At 66.5% G+C, this 13426-nt stretch carries 15 protein-coding genes, 3 pseudogenes and 2 riboswitches; of the genes and pseudogenes, 2 read left to right on the top strand and 16 right to left on the bottom strand.

From position 1 onward, the window contains the following. The 3 genes from AC1DS3_RS26535 to ahcY form a co-directional block, all read right to left on the bottom strand. Window positions 1–210: methylenetetrahydrofolate reductase (locus AC1DS3_RS26535; RefSeq protein WP_477128279.1), on the bottom strand; the 210-nt coding region annotated here is incomplete at its 3' end. Between the two features lie 62 nt (window positions 211–272). Further along, entirely contained in the window at window positions 273–626 is a 354-nt protein-coding gene (locus AC1DS3_RS26530; RefSeq protein ID WP_150989950.1) for a phage holin family protein, read from the bottom strand. Between the two features lie 129 nt (window positions 627–755). After that, window positions 756–2189 carry an adenosylhomocysteinase gene (gene ahcY / locus AC1DS3_RS26525; RefSeq protein WP_043343154.1) on the bottom strand — a complete coding sequence of 478 codons (1434 nt, stop codon included), beginning with the start codon at window positions 2187–2189 and terminating at the stop codon, window positions 756–758. A 129-nt stretch (window positions 2190–2318) separates the two neighbouring features. Then, window positions 2319–2399, bottom strand: a riboswitch (S-adenosyl-L-homocysteine riboswitch). A 74-nt stretch (window positions 2400–2473) separates the two neighbouring features. Here ahcY and thiD point away from each other — a divergent pair. Both thiD and AC1DS3_RS26515 read left to right on the top strand, forming a co-directional pair. Further along, a complete protein-coding gene (gene thiD, locus AC1DS3_RS26520) occupies window positions 2474–3304 on the top strand; it encodes a bifunctional hydroxymethylpyrimidine kinase/phosphomethylpyrimidine kinase (protein WP_441641122.1) in 831 nt (276 codons plus the stop codon). Window positions 3305–3396: 92 nt separating this feature from the next. Continuing rightward, complete coding sequence (locus AC1DS3_RS26515) at window positions 3397–3837, top strand: PGDYG domain-containing protein (RefSeq protein ID WP_441641121.1); 441 nt, start codon at window positions 3397–3399, stop codon at window positions 3835–3837. A gap of 4 nt (window positions 3838–3841) precedes the next feature. Here the strand turns inward: AC1DS3_RS26515 and AC1DS3_RS26510 are convergent, their stop codons facing one another. The 13 genes and pseudogenes from AC1DS3_RS26510 to AC1DS3_RS26450 all read right to left on the bottom strand — a co-directional run. After that, window positions 3842–4288, bottom strand: a complete 447-nt coding sequence (locus AC1DS3_RS26510; protein WP_441641120.1) for a PaaI family thioesterase — start codon at window positions 4286–4288, stop codon at window positions 3842–3844. A gap of 39 nt (window positions 4289–4327) precedes the next feature. After that, on the bottom strand, window positions 4328–4531 hold the full coding sequence (locus tag AC1DS3_RS26505; RefSeq protein ID WP_441641132.1) for an acyl-CoA carboxylase biotin carboxyl carrier protein subunit: 204 nt from the start codon (window positions 4529–4531) through the stop codon (window positions 4328–4330). Between the two features lie 14 nt (window positions 4532–4545). Then, window positions 4546–4863: a hypothetical protein gene (locus AC1DS3_RS26500; RefSeq protein WP_441641119.1), complete on the bottom strand. Its 318-nt coding sequence runs from the start codon at window positions 4861–4863 to the stop codon at window positions 4546–4548. Further along, the gene (locus tag AC1DS3_RS26495) at window positions 4864–5640 is read right to left on the bottom strand and encodes an AAA family ATPase (RefSeq protein ID WP_441641131.1); all 777 of its coding nucleotides are present in this window, start codon (window positions 5638–5640) and stop codon (window positions 4864–4866) included. 59 nt (window positions 5641–5699) lie between these two features. After that, window positions 5700–6203, bottom strand: a complete 504-nt coding sequence (locus AC1DS3_RS26490) for a GNAT family N-acetyltransferase (RefSeq protein ID WP_441641118.1) — start codon at window positions 6201–6203, stop codon at window positions 5700–5702. Window positions 6204–6295: 92 nt separating this feature from the next. Next, window positions 6296–7429 carry a thiamine phosphate synthase gene (locus tag AC1DS3_RS26485; protein ID WP_441641117.1) on the bottom strand — a complete coding sequence of 378 codons (1134 nt, stop codon included), beginning with the start codon at window positions 7427–7429 and terminating at the stop codon, window positions 6296–6298. After that, window positions 7426–8274, bottom strand: a complete 849-nt coding sequence (locus AC1DS3_RS26480) for a thiazole synthase (RefSeq protein ID WP_441641116.1) — start codon at window positions 8272–8274, stop codon at window positions 7426–7428. The genes AC1DS3_RS26485 and AC1DS3_RS26480 overlap by 4 nt, the downstream gene beginning before the upstream one ends. Window positions 8275–8280: 6 nt before the next feature. Further along, a complete protein-coding gene (thiS, locus tag AC1DS3_RS26475; protein WP_150989923.1) occupies window positions 8281–8478 on the bottom strand; it encodes a sulfur carrier protein ThiS in 198 nt (65 codons plus the stop codon). Between the two features lie 12 nt (window positions 8479–8490). After that, window positions 8491–9669 (bottom strand): FAD-dependent oxidoreductase, encoded by a 1179-nt coding sequence (locus AC1DS3_RS26470; RefSeq protein WP_441641115.1) that lies wholly within the window; start codon window positions 9667–9669, stop codon window positions 8491–8493. A gap of 141 nt (window positions 9670–9810) precedes the next feature. Beyond that, complete coding sequence (gene thiC / locus AC1DS3_RS26465) at window positions 9811–11697, bottom strand: phosphomethylpyrimidine synthase ThiC (protein WP_441641114.1); 1887 nt, start codon at window positions 11695–11697, stop codon at window positions 9811–9813. 101 nt (window positions 11698–11798) lie between these two features. After that, a riboswitch (TPP riboswitch) is annotated at window positions 11799–11900 on the bottom strand. Window positions 11901–12172: 272 nt separating this feature from the next. Further along, a pseudogene (locus AC1DS3_RS26460) lies at window positions 12173–12688 on the bottom strand (nucleotidyltransferase domain-containing protein); the annotation flags it as partial. Window positions 12689–12724: 36 nt separating this feature from the next. Continuing rightward, window positions 12725–13279 (bottom strand): annotated as a pseudogene (locus AC1DS3_RS26455) (RtcB family protein); the annotation flags it as partial. A 14-nt stretch (window positions 13280–13293) separates the two neighbouring features. Next, window positions 13294–13426 (bottom strand): annotated as a pseudogene (locus tag AC1DS3_RS26450) (IS1595-like element ISCARN29 family transposase); the annotation flags it as partial.

Below are 13426 nucleotides of genomic sequence, written 5' to 3'. Positions count from 1 at the left end.
CGACAAGTGCGGCGCGGCCTCGATGCCTTCGCGCTGGATCTCCAGCACGGCGTCCAGCGTGCCCTGCTGGGTGGTGCCGCCGGCGCCGAAGGTCACCGAGATGAACTTGGGCTTCAGCGGAGCGAGCTGCGCACGCGTGTTGCGCAGCTTCTCGGCGCCCTCCGCCGTCTTGGGCGGGAAAAATTCAAAGCTGAAGTAGCGGTCTTGCATGATGGTGGCGCGCCGCCTATGGCGCGGCGCGCTGAAAAATTGGCATGGGACGCCGGACGGCGTCAGGCGCTGCGGCGTTCGCCGAGCAGCACGCTCGACAGGGCCCAGGAGATCACGCTGTAGAGGATCGAGCCGAGCAGGGCCGCGCCAAAGCCGGTGACCACGAAACCGGCCAGCAGCTTGCCCACGAACAGGAACAGCAGCGCGTTGATCACGAAGATGAACAGGCCAAGCGTCAGCAGCGTCACCGGCAAGGTCAGGATCACCAGGATCGGGCGGATCAAGGTATTCACCAGGCCAAGCACCAGCGCGGCGATCATGGCCGAGCCGAAGCCGCCAAGATGAATCCCATCGATCAGGCTGCCCACCAGAAACAGCGCGGCGGCGTTGATGATCCAGACGGCCAACAATCTCATGACGACTCCTTCGCTCGGGTAAAACGGGTTCGGGGCAGGTTCGGGGCACGGCACCCGCGGCGCGCGGGCGCCGCAGGTTGACGAACCGGCGGCCGATCAAACGCAGATCGGCCTGCGGTCACCGGCCGATCAATAACGGTAGTGGTCGGCCTTGTACGGGCCTTGCTTGCTCACGCCGATATAGGCGGCTTGCTGCTCGGTCAGCTCGGACAGCTGCGCGTTGAGCTTCTTCAGCTGCAGGCGCGCGACCTTTTCGTCCAGGTGCTTGGGCAGCGTGTAGACGCCGACCGGGTACTTGCCGCTTTCGCGTTCCTGCCACAGTTCGATCTGGGCGATGGTCTGGTTGGCGAACGAGCTGCTCATCACGTACGACGGGTGGCCCGTGCCGCAGCCCAGGTTCACCAGGCGGCCCTTGGCCAGGATGATGATCTTCTTGCTGGGTTGATCGCCAACGGCGGGGAACACCACGTGGTCGACCTGCGGCTTGATCTCGTCCCACTCGTACTTTTCCAGCGAGGCGATGTCGATCTCGTTGTCGAAGTGGCCGATGTTGCAGACGATGGCCTGGTCCTTCATCTTGGCCATGTGGTCATGGGTGATGACGTGGTAGTTGCCGGTGCAGGTGACGAAGATGTCGGCCTTGTCGGCAGCGTATTCCATGGTCACCACGCGGTAGCCTTCCATCGCGGCCTGCAGTGCGCAGATCGGATCGACTTCGGTCACCCACACCTGGGCCGACAGGGCACGCAGTGCCTGCGCGCTGCCCTTGCCCACGTCGCCGTAGCCGGCCACCAGCGCAACCTTGCCGGCGATCATCACGTCGGTGGCGCGCTTGATGCCGTCCACCAGCGATTCACGGCAGCCATACAGGTTGTCGAACTTGCTCTTGGTCACCGAGTCGTTGACGTTGATGGCGGGGAACTTGAGCTCGCCCTTTTGCGCCATCTGGTACAGGCGGTGCACGCCCGTTGTGGTTTCCTCGGTCACGCCCTTGATGGCGTCCAGGTTACGGCTGTACCAGGACGGGTCCTTGGCCAGCTTTTCCTTGATCGCGGCGAACAGGAAGGTCTCTTCCTCGCTGCCCGGGTTGGCGATCAGCGATGCGTCCTTCTCGGCGCGGGCGCCCAGGTGCAGCAGCAGCGTGGCATCGCCGCCGTCGTCCAGGATCATGTTGGGGGTACCGCCATCCTTCCAGTCGAAGATGCGGTGGGTGAAGTCCCAGTATTCCTTCAGCGATTCGCCCTTGAAGGCGAACACCGGCGTGCCCGAAGCGGCGATGGCCGCGGCGGCGTGGTCCTGGGTCGAGAAGATGTTGCACGATGCCCAGCGCACGTCGGCGCCAAGCGCCACCAGCGTCTCGATCAGCACGGCGGTCTGGATGGTCATGTGCAGCGAGCCGGCGATGCGCGCGCCCTTCAGGGGCTGCGCGGCAGCGTACTCGTCGCGGATGGCCATCAGGCCGGGCATTTCGGTTTCGGCGATGGCGATTTCCTTGCGGCCCCAGCCGGCGAGGCCCAGGTCGGCCACGAGGTAATCGTTCTTCAGGTCAGTCACTGCGTTCATGTATCACTCCGATGAAGAGTGGCGACGAAGGACGAGTGCGGGGAATACGGCCGCGCCATGCAAGGATGGTGAAAACCAAGGCCATTGCATAACGGGCGGATAGGTCGACTCGCCTCCGTGTGTGCCACGGATCAGCGAGCGCCGTTGAAGACAGTCCGAGCCTGGCGAATGGCACAATAAGGCCCATTCGTTGCAACGCTCCTCGGAGTGGCGGTATTGTAGCCTGCCCCGGCACGCTTGGCACCGCCACCGCCATGAATTTTTCTTGACCGCCGGCCCAGCACATGACCCTGACGACACACCGCCCCCCGCGCACCCTGACCATCGCCGGCTCCGACTCAGGTGGCGGCGCCGGCATCCAGGCCGATCTCAAGACCTTTGCCGCGCTGGGCTGTTTCGGCATGAGCGCGATCACCGCCATCACGGCGCAGAACACGCTCGGCGTGAGCGGCGTGCATGCCATCCCGGCCGACATGGTAGCGGCCCAGATCGATGCGGTTGCCAGCGATATCGGCGTGGATGCGGCCAAGACCGGCATGCTGGGCACCGCCGCCATCGTCGAGGCGGTAGCCGCCGCGGTGGACCGCCATGGCATTCGCCAGCTGGTGGTGGACCCGGTCATGATCTCCACCTCCGGCGCCACCCTGGCGGACGACGTCACCACCCAGGCCATGGTGCGCCTGCTGTTCCCGCGCGCCGTGCTGGTCACGCCCAACCTGCCCGAGGCGTCCTACCTGCTAGGCCGCGAGATCACCCGCCGCGAAGAGATGGAGCAAGCTGCACGCGACCTGCTCGCGCTGGGCTGCCCGGCGGTGCTGCTCAAGGGCGGGCACCTGGATCCGGCCGATGCCGGCCTGGATGACCTGCTGCTGAGCGCCGGCGGCATCGTGCGCGTGTTCAGGCACCAGCGGGTCGACACCCGCAACCTGCATGGCACCGGCTGCACACTGGCCGCGGCCATTGCTGCCCAGCTGGCAAGGGGCGACAAGCTGGAAGACGCGGTGGAAGTGGCGCTGGATTTCGTGGCCGATGCAATTGTGGCGGGTGCCGACTTTGCGCTTGGGGCGGGCAACGGACCGCTGAATCACGGCTTTGCGCCGCGGGTGCTGGGCTAAATGCCGGGTTAGGTACCGGGTTAGGTACCGGGCTAAGGAAGGGGCGCAAACCAGCGGTATGATTTGCGCCCCAGCCTGACATCCGCCACGCCATGCCTACCCTAGCCCACATCGACCTGCGCACCGACCCCGCTGCCGCCCTCTACCAAAAACATGAAGTAGTCCAGGTGGCCTTCGCCAAAGAACCCGGCGAACTCATCAGCCTCGAAGGCCCCAACCGCTACCAACCCGGCGACGCGATCATCACGGGCTCCACCGGCGACCGCTGGGTCGTATCCCGCGAGCGCTTCGACCCCAAGTACGAACCGCTGCAAGCCGGCACGCACGGCCAGGACGGCGCCTACCAGAACATCCCTGGCGTGGTGCTGGCCAAACGCATGGACGAAGCCTTCAGCATCGCCCGCTCCGCCGGCGGCGACGTGCTGCAGGGCGCGGCTGGCGACTGGCTGATGCAGTACGCCCCGAACGACTACGGCGTCGTCCAGCAGGCCCGCTTTGCGCAGGTCTACCGGCCGGCCAGCGGCAACGCCTGAAGCGTCAGTCGCCGCCGCTGCTCAGCGGCACCAGCTTGAACGCCGCTCGCGCCACGCACACCACTTCACCAGCGGCGCTCTTCACTTCGCCCTCGCAAAACGCGATGCGCGCGCCGCGCCGCATGCAGCGCGCTTCCAGGTGCAGTTCACCGCGTGCCGCAGCCAGGAAATGCGTGGACATGTCGATGGTGATCACGCCGGTTTCCAGCGGCGCATGCGAGCGCGCGGCGCCGCTGAGCGTGAAATCCAGCGTGGCCATCAAGGTGCCGCCGTGCACGTCGCCCCGGCTGTTGACCAGGAACGGGCTGACAGGCAGGCGCGTGCGGCACAGGCCCTCTTCCATCCGCACCGGCTGCAGGCCAAGATGGCGCATCAGCGGCACGTCGATGCCGAAGTAGGGCTTCTCGGGCGTGCCCGGCGCTACCGGGACAATCTGAGCGGGACTTTCCAAAACAATTCTTCCTTATTCGCGTTATTCGCGCTATTCGCGTTATGCGAGTTCCACCACCGCCTGGCCCTCGGCGACGGCGTCGCCGGGCTGCACCAGGATGGCCTTGACCACGCCAGCATATTCGGATTCGAGCGGAATCTCCATGTTCATGGACTCGATCATCATCACGGCGTCGCCGGCCGCAATGGTAGCGCCAACTTCGATGTGGATGGCGCAGACATGGCCGCTTACCGCGGCTTCGATCTTGCTTGCCTGGCCTACAGGATCTCCCGAACGAACCAGGCATTGAAGCGGTAAAGCGCAATGGTTGGCATCACGGAAAACAAGAACAGGCTGACGACAGCGCGCCGGTTCCTATACAGGTAGAGCGCCAGCAGATCCCGCAGCGTGTAGCTGGCAACCAGCACCAAAAGCGGAATGTAGGCCAGGAAACAAAACAGGAAAATCCAGACAAAGGCGCCGCCCTGCAGCGCTCGGTCAAGCATGCCCACACCGGCGATCCAGTGCGCATCCCCGCCACTGAATGTGAGAAGCAGCATCAACAGGGAGACGATCAGCGTGGGATAGCGGAGCATTTAGGCCGGCCCTCTCTCGCCGCCCGGCTCGTCGCCAAACAGCACGCGCAGCATGCGCTCGGGATTGGCCAGGAAATCACGCGTCACGCGAAAGTGCTCGGTGTCCTGATAGTCGATCCGCGCCACGCCGTCCGGCGAGCAGGTGTAGATCCACGCATTGGGATAGGCCATCAGGATCGGTGAGTGCGTGGCGATGATGAACTGCGAGCCGTTTTCCGCCAGATCGTGGATGCGCGACAGAACCGCCAGCTGCCGCTGCGGCGACAGCGCCGCCTCGGGCTCGTCGAGCAGGTAGAGCCCGTTGCCGCCAAAACGATGCATCATCAGCGCGAGAAACGATTCGCCATGCGATTGCTCGTGCAACGATCGTCCGCCGTAGGCGTTGATGACGGGTGGGCTAAAGGCCGGCTCCTGGTCCAGGCGCTCGATTTCCGTGGCCACGTTGAAGAAGCTCTCCGCGCGCAGGAAGAAGCCATCGCGCGGGCGCTTGAAGCCGCGCGCGACGCGCAGGTATTCGTGCAGTACCGAATGCGACCGGCGCGTGCCGAAGCTGAAATTGCGCGAGCCGCCCTCGGCGTTGTAACCCATGGCCACGGCGATGGCCTCCATCAGTGTGGACTTGCCCGAGCCGTTCTCGCCAACCAGGAAGGTCACCTTGGGGTGCATATCCATCGCATCCAGCGTGCGCACCGCGGGCAGGCTGAAGGGGTAGCGCTCGAAGCTGTCGACGATGTCGCGCCGCAGGGTGATGCGGCTGATGAACTGGGACGAGATCATGGCGTTCGCCGGAGTGGATGGCACGGCGCTATCGTAACGCAGCGCGGCGCCGGCGTTGCTCACAACGCCAGGCGCATGGCGATGCGTTGCCGCAAGCCGAGCGCCGCCTCGCGCGCCAGTGCGGCGCCAAGCGCCGGGCTGAGATCGGCTTCATCGAGCCGGTGAAAGCCGAGGCTTGCGTAGAACGGCGCGTTCCACGGCAGGTGGCTGAAAGTGGTGAGGTCGAGCGACCGCAGGCCTTGCCGGCGGAAACCATCGGCCACGGCGCGCACAAGCGCGCGGCCGAAGCCGCGGCGGGCATGGGCGGGGTGGACGTCCATCTCGTCAAGATAGGCATGCTGGCCAAGCACGCTGGCGAGCGCGAAGCCGGCTGGCGTGCCGTCGGGGGCCATGGCGACCCACAGGCGGCGCTCGCGCTGCGCGCGTTGCAGGTCGTCGAGCGGCGTGACTTGCTGGCGCAGCGCGGGAGGCAGGTCGGATTCGGGGAATAGCCCAGCCGCTGCGCGTTCGATGGCAGGCAGGCCGGGTACGTCCTCGGGTGTCGCTAGGCGAATGACTGGCATCGGTATGCGGCGGAATGCGGCGAGCCCGCGCGCCCGGAGTGAGAGCGGTCGGACGCACGCTTGCGTACCCTCCCTCCGGGCCAGGCGGCACATCAAGCCGCCGGAAACATCCCCAGCAGATTCGTCACCGCCGCCGGCACGTCGGCCGCCTCGGTAATCGCGCGCACCACGGCCGCGCTGCCAACGCCAACCGCCAGCACCTGCGGCAAGCGCGCCGCATCGACACCGCCGATGCCCACCAGCGAGGGCACCACAGGCTGCATCAGCTTGACGTAGGCGTGGAAGCGGCCCAGGCCCTGCGGCGCGGTCGGCATGATTTTCGTGGTGGTCGGGAAGATCGCACCCAGCGCAAGGTAGCTCGGGCCGATGGTGGCCACGCGCAGCATCTCGGCATAGCCGTGCGTGGATACGCCAAGGCGCAGCCCGGAGGCGCGCAGCGCATCGAGGTCGGCTTCGTCGAGGTCTTCCTGGCCGAGGTGGATGCCATAGATGCCGCTGTCGCCACCCTGGCTGGCGTGGTAGTCGATGGCAGCCCGCCAGTGATCGTTGATGAACAGGCGCGAAGCGCTGCCGCGCGCGGCCTCGGCGGCACGCTTGATCTCGCTGCGCACGGCCTGCGCGTCGCCGGACTTGAAGCGCAGCTGCACGGTGGGCACCGCCAGCGGCACCAGCCGCTCGATCCATTCGGCGCTGGGCACCACCGCGTACAAGCCCAGCGGCGGGCACGGAGCGAAGGGCTCGGCGCGCTGCTCCGGTGCGACCAGCGCGGCGTGGCGCACGTGCGGGAAGCGCGTGAAATCCACCGGCCAGTCCAGCGAGCCCGGCTGCCAGGCGCGTGCCAGGCAGAGCGCATCGTGCGCGGGGAAATGCAGCGCCAGGCAAGCCAGCAGCACGGCGACGAAGGCCGGCGAATGCGCGGTGTCGTCGTCGGCATGGGCGCTGAAGACCCAGGTGCCCATCGGCGAGCGCACGGTGTCGCTCCACTGCCCGCCTTCGCGGTCGCTCTCGATGGCAATGGCGCCGGCTGCGGCAATGCGCGCCAGCGAGGCCTCGTCGGCCTCGCCGTCGAACAGCACCACGTCGGCATCACCAAGCGCGGCGGGGGGGGTGCCCTGCACCCACGCGCGCCAGGCTTTATCGCTGGTGCCGAAGGTGGCGCCATAGCGCGCCAGCAGCGTGTCGCGCAGCGCAGCGTCGATGCCGGCAGGCAGAAGATTGCGGGTCATGCGCGGTCCTCCACGCCTTCGGCGTGCCAGAACGGCATGCCTACCACCGGCGTGCTGGCCTGCGCGATATCGCGCTCCGGCATGGGGCCAGCCAGGTAGGCGGTGCGGCCCGCGTCCACAGCCAGCGCAAAGGCGCGTGCCATGTTGACCGGATAGGCAGCCTGCGCCACGGCGGTGTTCAGCAGCACGCCGTCGTAGCCCCACTCCAGCACCTGGGCCGCGTGCGACGGCAGCCCAAGGCCGGCGTCGACGATCAGCGGGGTATCCGGCAAGCGTTCGCGCAACAGGCGCATGGCGTGCGGGTTGACGGCGCCCTTCCCGGTGCCGATGGGCGCGGCCCAGGGCATCAACGCCTGGCAGCCCACGTCCAGCAGGCGGCGGCATAGCACGAGGTCCTCCGTGCAATACGGCAGCACCTTGAAGCCTTCCTTGATCAGCGTCTCGGCCACGGCGGGCAGGTTGAGCGTGTCGGGCTGCAGCGTGTAATCGTCGCCCACCAGCTCAAGCTTGATCCAGTCGGTCTCGAACACTTCGCGCGCCATCATGGCGGTGGTGATGGCTTCCTGCGGCGCCATGCAGCCGGCGGTATTGGGCAGCACCGGCACGTTGAGCGAGCGCAGCATCTGCCAGAAAGCCTGGCCGCCCTCGCCATCGCCGACCGAGCCCTGGCGGCGCAGCGCCACCGTCAGCATGGCGGGCCGGGCCACCTCCACCGCGGCCTGCAGCGTGGCGGGAGACGGATAGCGCGCGGTACCCAGCAACAAGCGCGAGGCAAACGACTCGCCATAGAGCACGAAGGGGTCGGCGAACAGGTCGCGCCGGGGTTCTGCGGAATTGAAGGTCATTTGGGGTCAGCCTCCCGTCACGGGTTGCACGAGGTCGATACGATCGCCGGCGGCGAGCACGGTGGCCGCATGCGCGGCGCGTGGCACGAACTGGCCGTTGAGCGCGGCGGCAAAAGGCGGCGCGATGCCCGCGCCCGCCACCGCATCGGCCAGCGTGGCGTTATCGGCAAGGGCGAGCGGACGGCCGTTGAGCAGGATATCCATGGTCATTGTCGTTCAGTGCAGCACCGGCGAGCCGGCGACGGTATCGAGCGCGGCTGCGATCATGCCCGGCCAGCGCACCGAGGCGGGCACGGCGTGCGCGGCAGGATCGTCGTCGAGCAGAGCCTGCACCACCTGGCAGGCAGCCTCCGTGACCGCCGGGGCGATCAGGAAGCCGTGCCGGTACAGGCCATTGAGGCGCACGATGCGGGCATGCTGGTCGACCCGGATGGCCGGCAGGTGGTCCGGGCGCGTCGGGCGGCGCTGCACATTGAGTTCCAGCACGCGCGCCTCGCCAAAGGCGGGGTGCAGCGAGTACGCCGCGGAAAGCAGCTCCAGCGCGGAGCGCACGCTCATCGGCGAATCATCTTCGCTTTCGAGTTCGGTGGCGCCGATCACATAGAGGTCGTTGGGCTTGGGCGCGATATAGATCGGGTAACGCGGGTGCAGCAGGCGCACCGGGCGATGCAGCTTGACCTCGGGTGCGTGCACACGCACGACTTCACCGCGCAGGCCGCGCAATCCCGGCATGCTGCCGTGCGCGGCGGGCTGCCCCGGCCAAGCGGCGCGGGCGCCCAGGCCACGGCAATCCAGCACGGTGCGCGCGCAGATACCCAGCGCGGGCAGGTCGCCCGCTTCGATTTCACCAGCCTCCCAGACGCAATGCAGCCCGCCTGCCACCGCGCAAGCCAGCAATGCGCGCAGCGTGCCGCGATTGTCCAGCTGGCCTTCGCCGGCCAGCAGCAGCCCCTGGGAGAACCGGCCCGCGAGCGCGGGCTCGAGCGCGGCCACGCCATTGCCGTCCAGCGCGCGCATGCGCTCGGCCACCAGTTCGGGCGGCGCCACGGCGCGCACCCGGCTGGTAAACAGCGACATCTCGCTGCGGTCGCGCGTATGCCATACCACCAGTGTGCCGTCTTCCTGGAAGAACACGGGTTCCGGCATTTCGGCTACCCAGGCGCGCCACAGGTCGACGCTGGCGGTGCCAAGCTCGACGATGCGGCGCTCGGCAATGGCGGATTCCGCCAGGGGCGCGAGCATCGCCGCGGCGACGTGCGCGGCAGAGCCAACGCCGTCGGGGCCACCGCGCTCGACCAGCGCCACGCGCAGGCCTGCACGTACCAGTTGCCAGGCGGAAAGGCGCCCGGCCAGGCCGGCGCCGAGCACGGCCACATCAAACGACTGCGTTGTCATGGGGATGGTTGTGCCGGTGCACGCCGCGATGGCGCGGCGAGCACCGGCCTCCTTTAAGTCATGGCGTGCCCCTTCAGGGAAGGGGCACGGTACTTCGCGTGCGGCGCTGCAAGGGCATGCGCCGCACCATGGCCCTACGCCTTACGAGTAGATCTTGCTGCCGCTCTTGACGAACTCGATCGACTTTTCCTGCATGCCTTGCTCGGCTTCGGGCTTGAGCGAGGCGGCGTAGTCGCGCACTTCCTGCGTGATCTTCATCGAGCAGAACTTGGGACCGCACATCGAGCAGAAATGCGCGATCTTGGCGCCTTCGGCCGGCAGCGTGGCGTCGTGGTACGAACGCGCGCGTTCCGGGTCCAGGCCGAGGTTGAACTGGTCTTCCCAGCGGAACTCGAAACGCGCCTTGGACAATGCGTTGTCGCGCAGCTGCGCGCCCGGCCAGCCTTTGGCAAGGTCGGCCGCGTGTGCGGCGATCTTGTAGGTGATGATGCCTTCGCGAACGTCTTCCTTGTCCGGCAAGCCCAGGTGTTCCTTCGGCGTGACGTAGCACAGCATGGCGGTGCCCATCCAGCCGATGTTGGCCGCACCGATGCCGCTGGTGATGTGGTCATAGCCGGGGGCGATGTCCGTCACCAGCGGTCCGAGCGTGTAGAACGGGGCCTCGTAGCAGTGCTTGAGCTCTTCATCCATATTGGCCTGGATGCGTTGCAGCGGCACGTGGCCCGGGCCTTCGATCATGACCTGCACGTCGTGCTTCCAGGCCTTGTCGGTCAGCTCGCCGAGCGTGCGCAGCTCACCGAACTGGGCATCGTCGTTGGAGTCGGCGATACAACCCGGACGCAGGCCATCACCCAGGCTGAACGACACGTCGTACGCCTTCATGATTTCGCAGATCTCGTCGAAGTGCGTGTACAGGAAGTTTTCCTTGTGATGCGCCAGGCACCACTTGGCCATGATCGAGCCGCCGCGCGAGACGATGCCGGTGACGCGGTCCGCGGTCATCGGCACGTAGCGCAGCAGCACGCCGGCGTGGATGGTGAAGTAGTCCACGCCCTGCTCGGCCTGCTCGATCAGCGTGTCGCGGAACATTTCCCAGGTCAGGTCCTCGGCGACGCCGCCGGTCTTGTCCAGCGCCTGGTAGATGGGCACCGTGCCGATGGGCACCGGCGAGTTGCGCAGGATCCACTCACGGGTTTCGTGGATGTGCTTGCCGGTGGACAGGTCCATGATGGTGTCTGCGCCCCAGCGGATCGACCACACCATCTTTTCCACTTCCTCGGCCAGCGACGACGTCACGGCGGAGTTGCCCAGGTTGCCGTTGATCTTGACGCGGAAATTGCGCCCGATGGCCATCGGCTCCAGCTCGGTGTGGTTGATGTTGGCGGGAATGATGGCGCGGCCGGCAGCGATTTCGCGGCGCACGAATTCCGGCGTCATGTCTTCCGGGCGCAGCGGCAGCGCGGCACCCAGCGCATTGCCGGGGTGCTGGCGCAGCAGCGCCTTGTATTCGGGCTTGTCGTACAGCGCCTGCAGGTTCAGCGACTCGCGCAGCGCCACGTATTCCATCTCGGGCGTGATGATGCCGCGGCGCGCATAGTGCATCTGCGACACGTTGGCGCCGGCCTTGGCGCGGCGCGGGTTGGTCAGCTGGGCAAAGCGCAGGTGCGCGGTGGCCGGATCGGCGGCGCGCGCCAGGCCGTATTCCGACGACAGGCCGGACAGCACTTCGGTGTCGCCGCGCTCTTCGATCCACTTGCCGCGTACCGAGGGCAGGCCTGCCTTCAGGTCGATATGGATGTCCGGATCGCTGTACGGGCCCGACGTGTCATACACGGGAATCGGCGGATTGGACATCTCGCCCTTGTCCGTGCGCGTGGACGTCTGCAGGATCGTGCGCAGCGGCACGCGGATATCGGGGCGGCTGCCGGTCAGGTAGGTCTTGCTGGATGCCGGATAGGCAAACTTTTTGTCGAGATCGGTTTCAAGCGACTCGAAAGATGCGGCGGGGGCGGTATTTGTGCGGGCCATGGGTGTCGTCCTCTCTTGCGGGGATGGACGAAACCAGGAGCCCTGTGAGCATGGCCGCGGCGGTGTGGCCGGGTCATGTGCCTTGGAGAAGGCAGGAGCTGTTCGGTAACCATGAAACTTCCCACGCCGGTACTAGCCGGATCGGGTTCGAAGGGACTCTCTCAGCCGCACGGCCCATCCGTACGGCACCCCTGTTTCATCCAACGGGGTGAATTTAAGCACAAGGCTCGGGGCTTGACCACCCCTGTTTCAATCTGGAGTGTCGTGATTCGTGGTATCGCTGGCGAACGCGCAGCCTCCGGGCCATGCCGCGCACGCCTTACGCTGCGGCGCACCATGACGTATCGTGCGCGTGCGCCGCCAATCAATCCCACCGATCCAGCACGATGCGCCGCATCAGCATATCCAGCGAGGCGGGCTCTCCCTGCGGACGCTTGTGATCGGGTTCGATTGCGGTGTTGGCGAGCCGCGCCTGCACATAGAGATACTTCTTGTACCTGACCTCATCCCCCTGCAGGTAGCCACGGAAGTTCTTCTTCGCCATCGACAGGTAGTGATGCCGCCCGCGCATCGGGGAGAAAAAGTCGCGCGCGGCCGGCCTCAGCAGCGTCATTGCTTGCAGCGCCTCCCGGTAGACAATGGGCGAGTCCAGCCACTCAAGCAGCGTCGGATTGGACCGATGCAGCAATTGCAGCGCCTTGCGCAACTCCCAGCCGCTGACATCAAGCTCATCGTTGATCGGCAACTCGATCACATCCCGCCCTGCTTCCACCTGCAGATACCAGTCGAGCCGGTGCACATAGAGAAAACGCACATCGTAATCGCTATCCGGCGAGGCGAAGCCCCAGCCCCGGCTGCCGGATTCGCAGGCGTAGATGACTTGCACATCGTGACGGCGCTCGATCGCCGCCAGTTCGTCAAGCACGCGTGCGCGAACATCGTCGGCAACAGGGTGTGCGCTCAGCACGCTCGCGGGTTGTCTGACGTTCATCGTTTCTACTCCCTTGGTTCGATTCGTCTTTTCACTTCAAGCCTTGAAGGTCACCCAAGGCTTCAACCGCGCCACGGCTTCGATCAGCCCGGCCTCTTCCTGTGCCTGCAGCACCGGACCGATCGGCTTGTAGGCCTCGGGCGCTTCTTCCACCCTGCGCTCCTCGCGCAGCGTGACGCAGCGCCACTCGGCGTTGGCATGATCGCTCTTGAGGCGGCGCGAGGCCTGGCGCCGGACGCTGCGCCCGGCACCGTGGCTGCATGACGAGAGCCAATCGGTGTGACCCAAACCTCTCACTATATAGGAGGCATCCCCCATGGAACCGGGGATCAGGGCCAGGTCGCCGTCGTGCGCGGGGGTCGCGCCCTTGCGGTGGATATTGAGGCCGTTTTCGCGCAGCACCACGTTATGCGGCACGTCGACCACCAGCCGCGAAGCCGCCGCGCCGCACAACTCGGCCAGCTCCTTGCGCACGAGCTCGGCCAGCACCACCCGGTTGGCCCAGGCATAGCGTGCCGCCGTACCCATGGCCACCAGGTACTCGTGCGCCAGGCTGCCCGCCAAGCCGTACAGCCCGCTCGTCGGATGCTTCGGCGCTGTTCAGATTAAACGTTGATGACCTGCTTGCCGAGAGCTGACGCGATGACATCGTCGGCGGAAACGCCTTCCTTGTTCCAGCTCATCAGCCGTTGCCAAGCCAGGTAGTTCGGCAAGTACTTGGTGGCCACGCCCCTGAGT

Source organism: Cupriavidus sp. 01L46 (assembly GCF_056399905.1).
This window is presented reverse-complemented; position numbering and strand designations above follow the sequence as displayed.

Coding starts and splice junctions, on each gene's coding strand:
- AC1DS3_RS26495 (WP_441641131.1), bottom strand. CDS start 5,640: ATGATCTCGTCCCAGTTCATCAGCCGCATCACCCTGCGGCGCGACATC.
- AC1DS3_RS26470 (WP_441641115.1), bottom strand. CDS start 9,669: ATGACAACGCAGTCGTTTGATGTGGCCGTGCTCGGCGCCGGCCTGGCC.
- AC1DS3_RS26530 (WP_150989950.1), bottom strand. CDS start 626: ATGAGATTGTTGGCCGTCTGGATCATCAACGCCGCCGCGCTGTTTCTG.
- thiD (WP_441641122.1), top strand. CDS start 2,474: ATGACCCTGACGACACACCGCCCCCCGCGCACCCTGACCATCGCCGGC.
- AC1DS3_RS26480 (WP_441641116.1), bottom strand. CDS start 8,274: ATGACCTTCAATTCCGCAGAACCCCGGCGCGACCTGTTCGCCGACCCC.
- AC1DS3_RS26515 (WP_441641121.1), top strand. CDS start 3,397: ATGCCTACCCTAGCCCACATCGACCTGCGCACCGACCCCGCTGCCGCC.
- ahcY (WP_043343154.1), bottom strand. CDS start 2,189: ATGAACGCAGTGACTGACCTGAAGAACGATTACCTCGTGGCCGACCTG.
- AC1DS3_RS26490 (WP_441641118.1), bottom strand. CDS start 6,203: ATGCCAGTCATTCGCCTAGCGACACCCGAGGACGTACCCGGCCTGCCT.
- thiC (WP_441641114.1), bottom strand. CDS start 11,697: ATGGCCCGCACAAATACCGCCCCCGCCGCATCTTTCGAGTCGCTTGAA.
- thiS (WP_150989923.1), bottom strand. CDS start 8,478: ATGGATATCCTGCTCAACGGCCGTCCGCTCGCCCTTGCCGATAACGCC.
- AC1DS3_RS26500 (WP_441641119.1), bottom strand. CDS start 4,863: ATGCTCCGCTATCCCACGCTGATCGTCTCCCTGTTGATGCTGCTTCTC.
- AC1DS3_RS26485 (WP_441641117.1), bottom strand. CDS start 7,429: ATGACCCGCAATCTTCTGCCTGCCGGCATCGACGCTGCGCTGCGCGAC.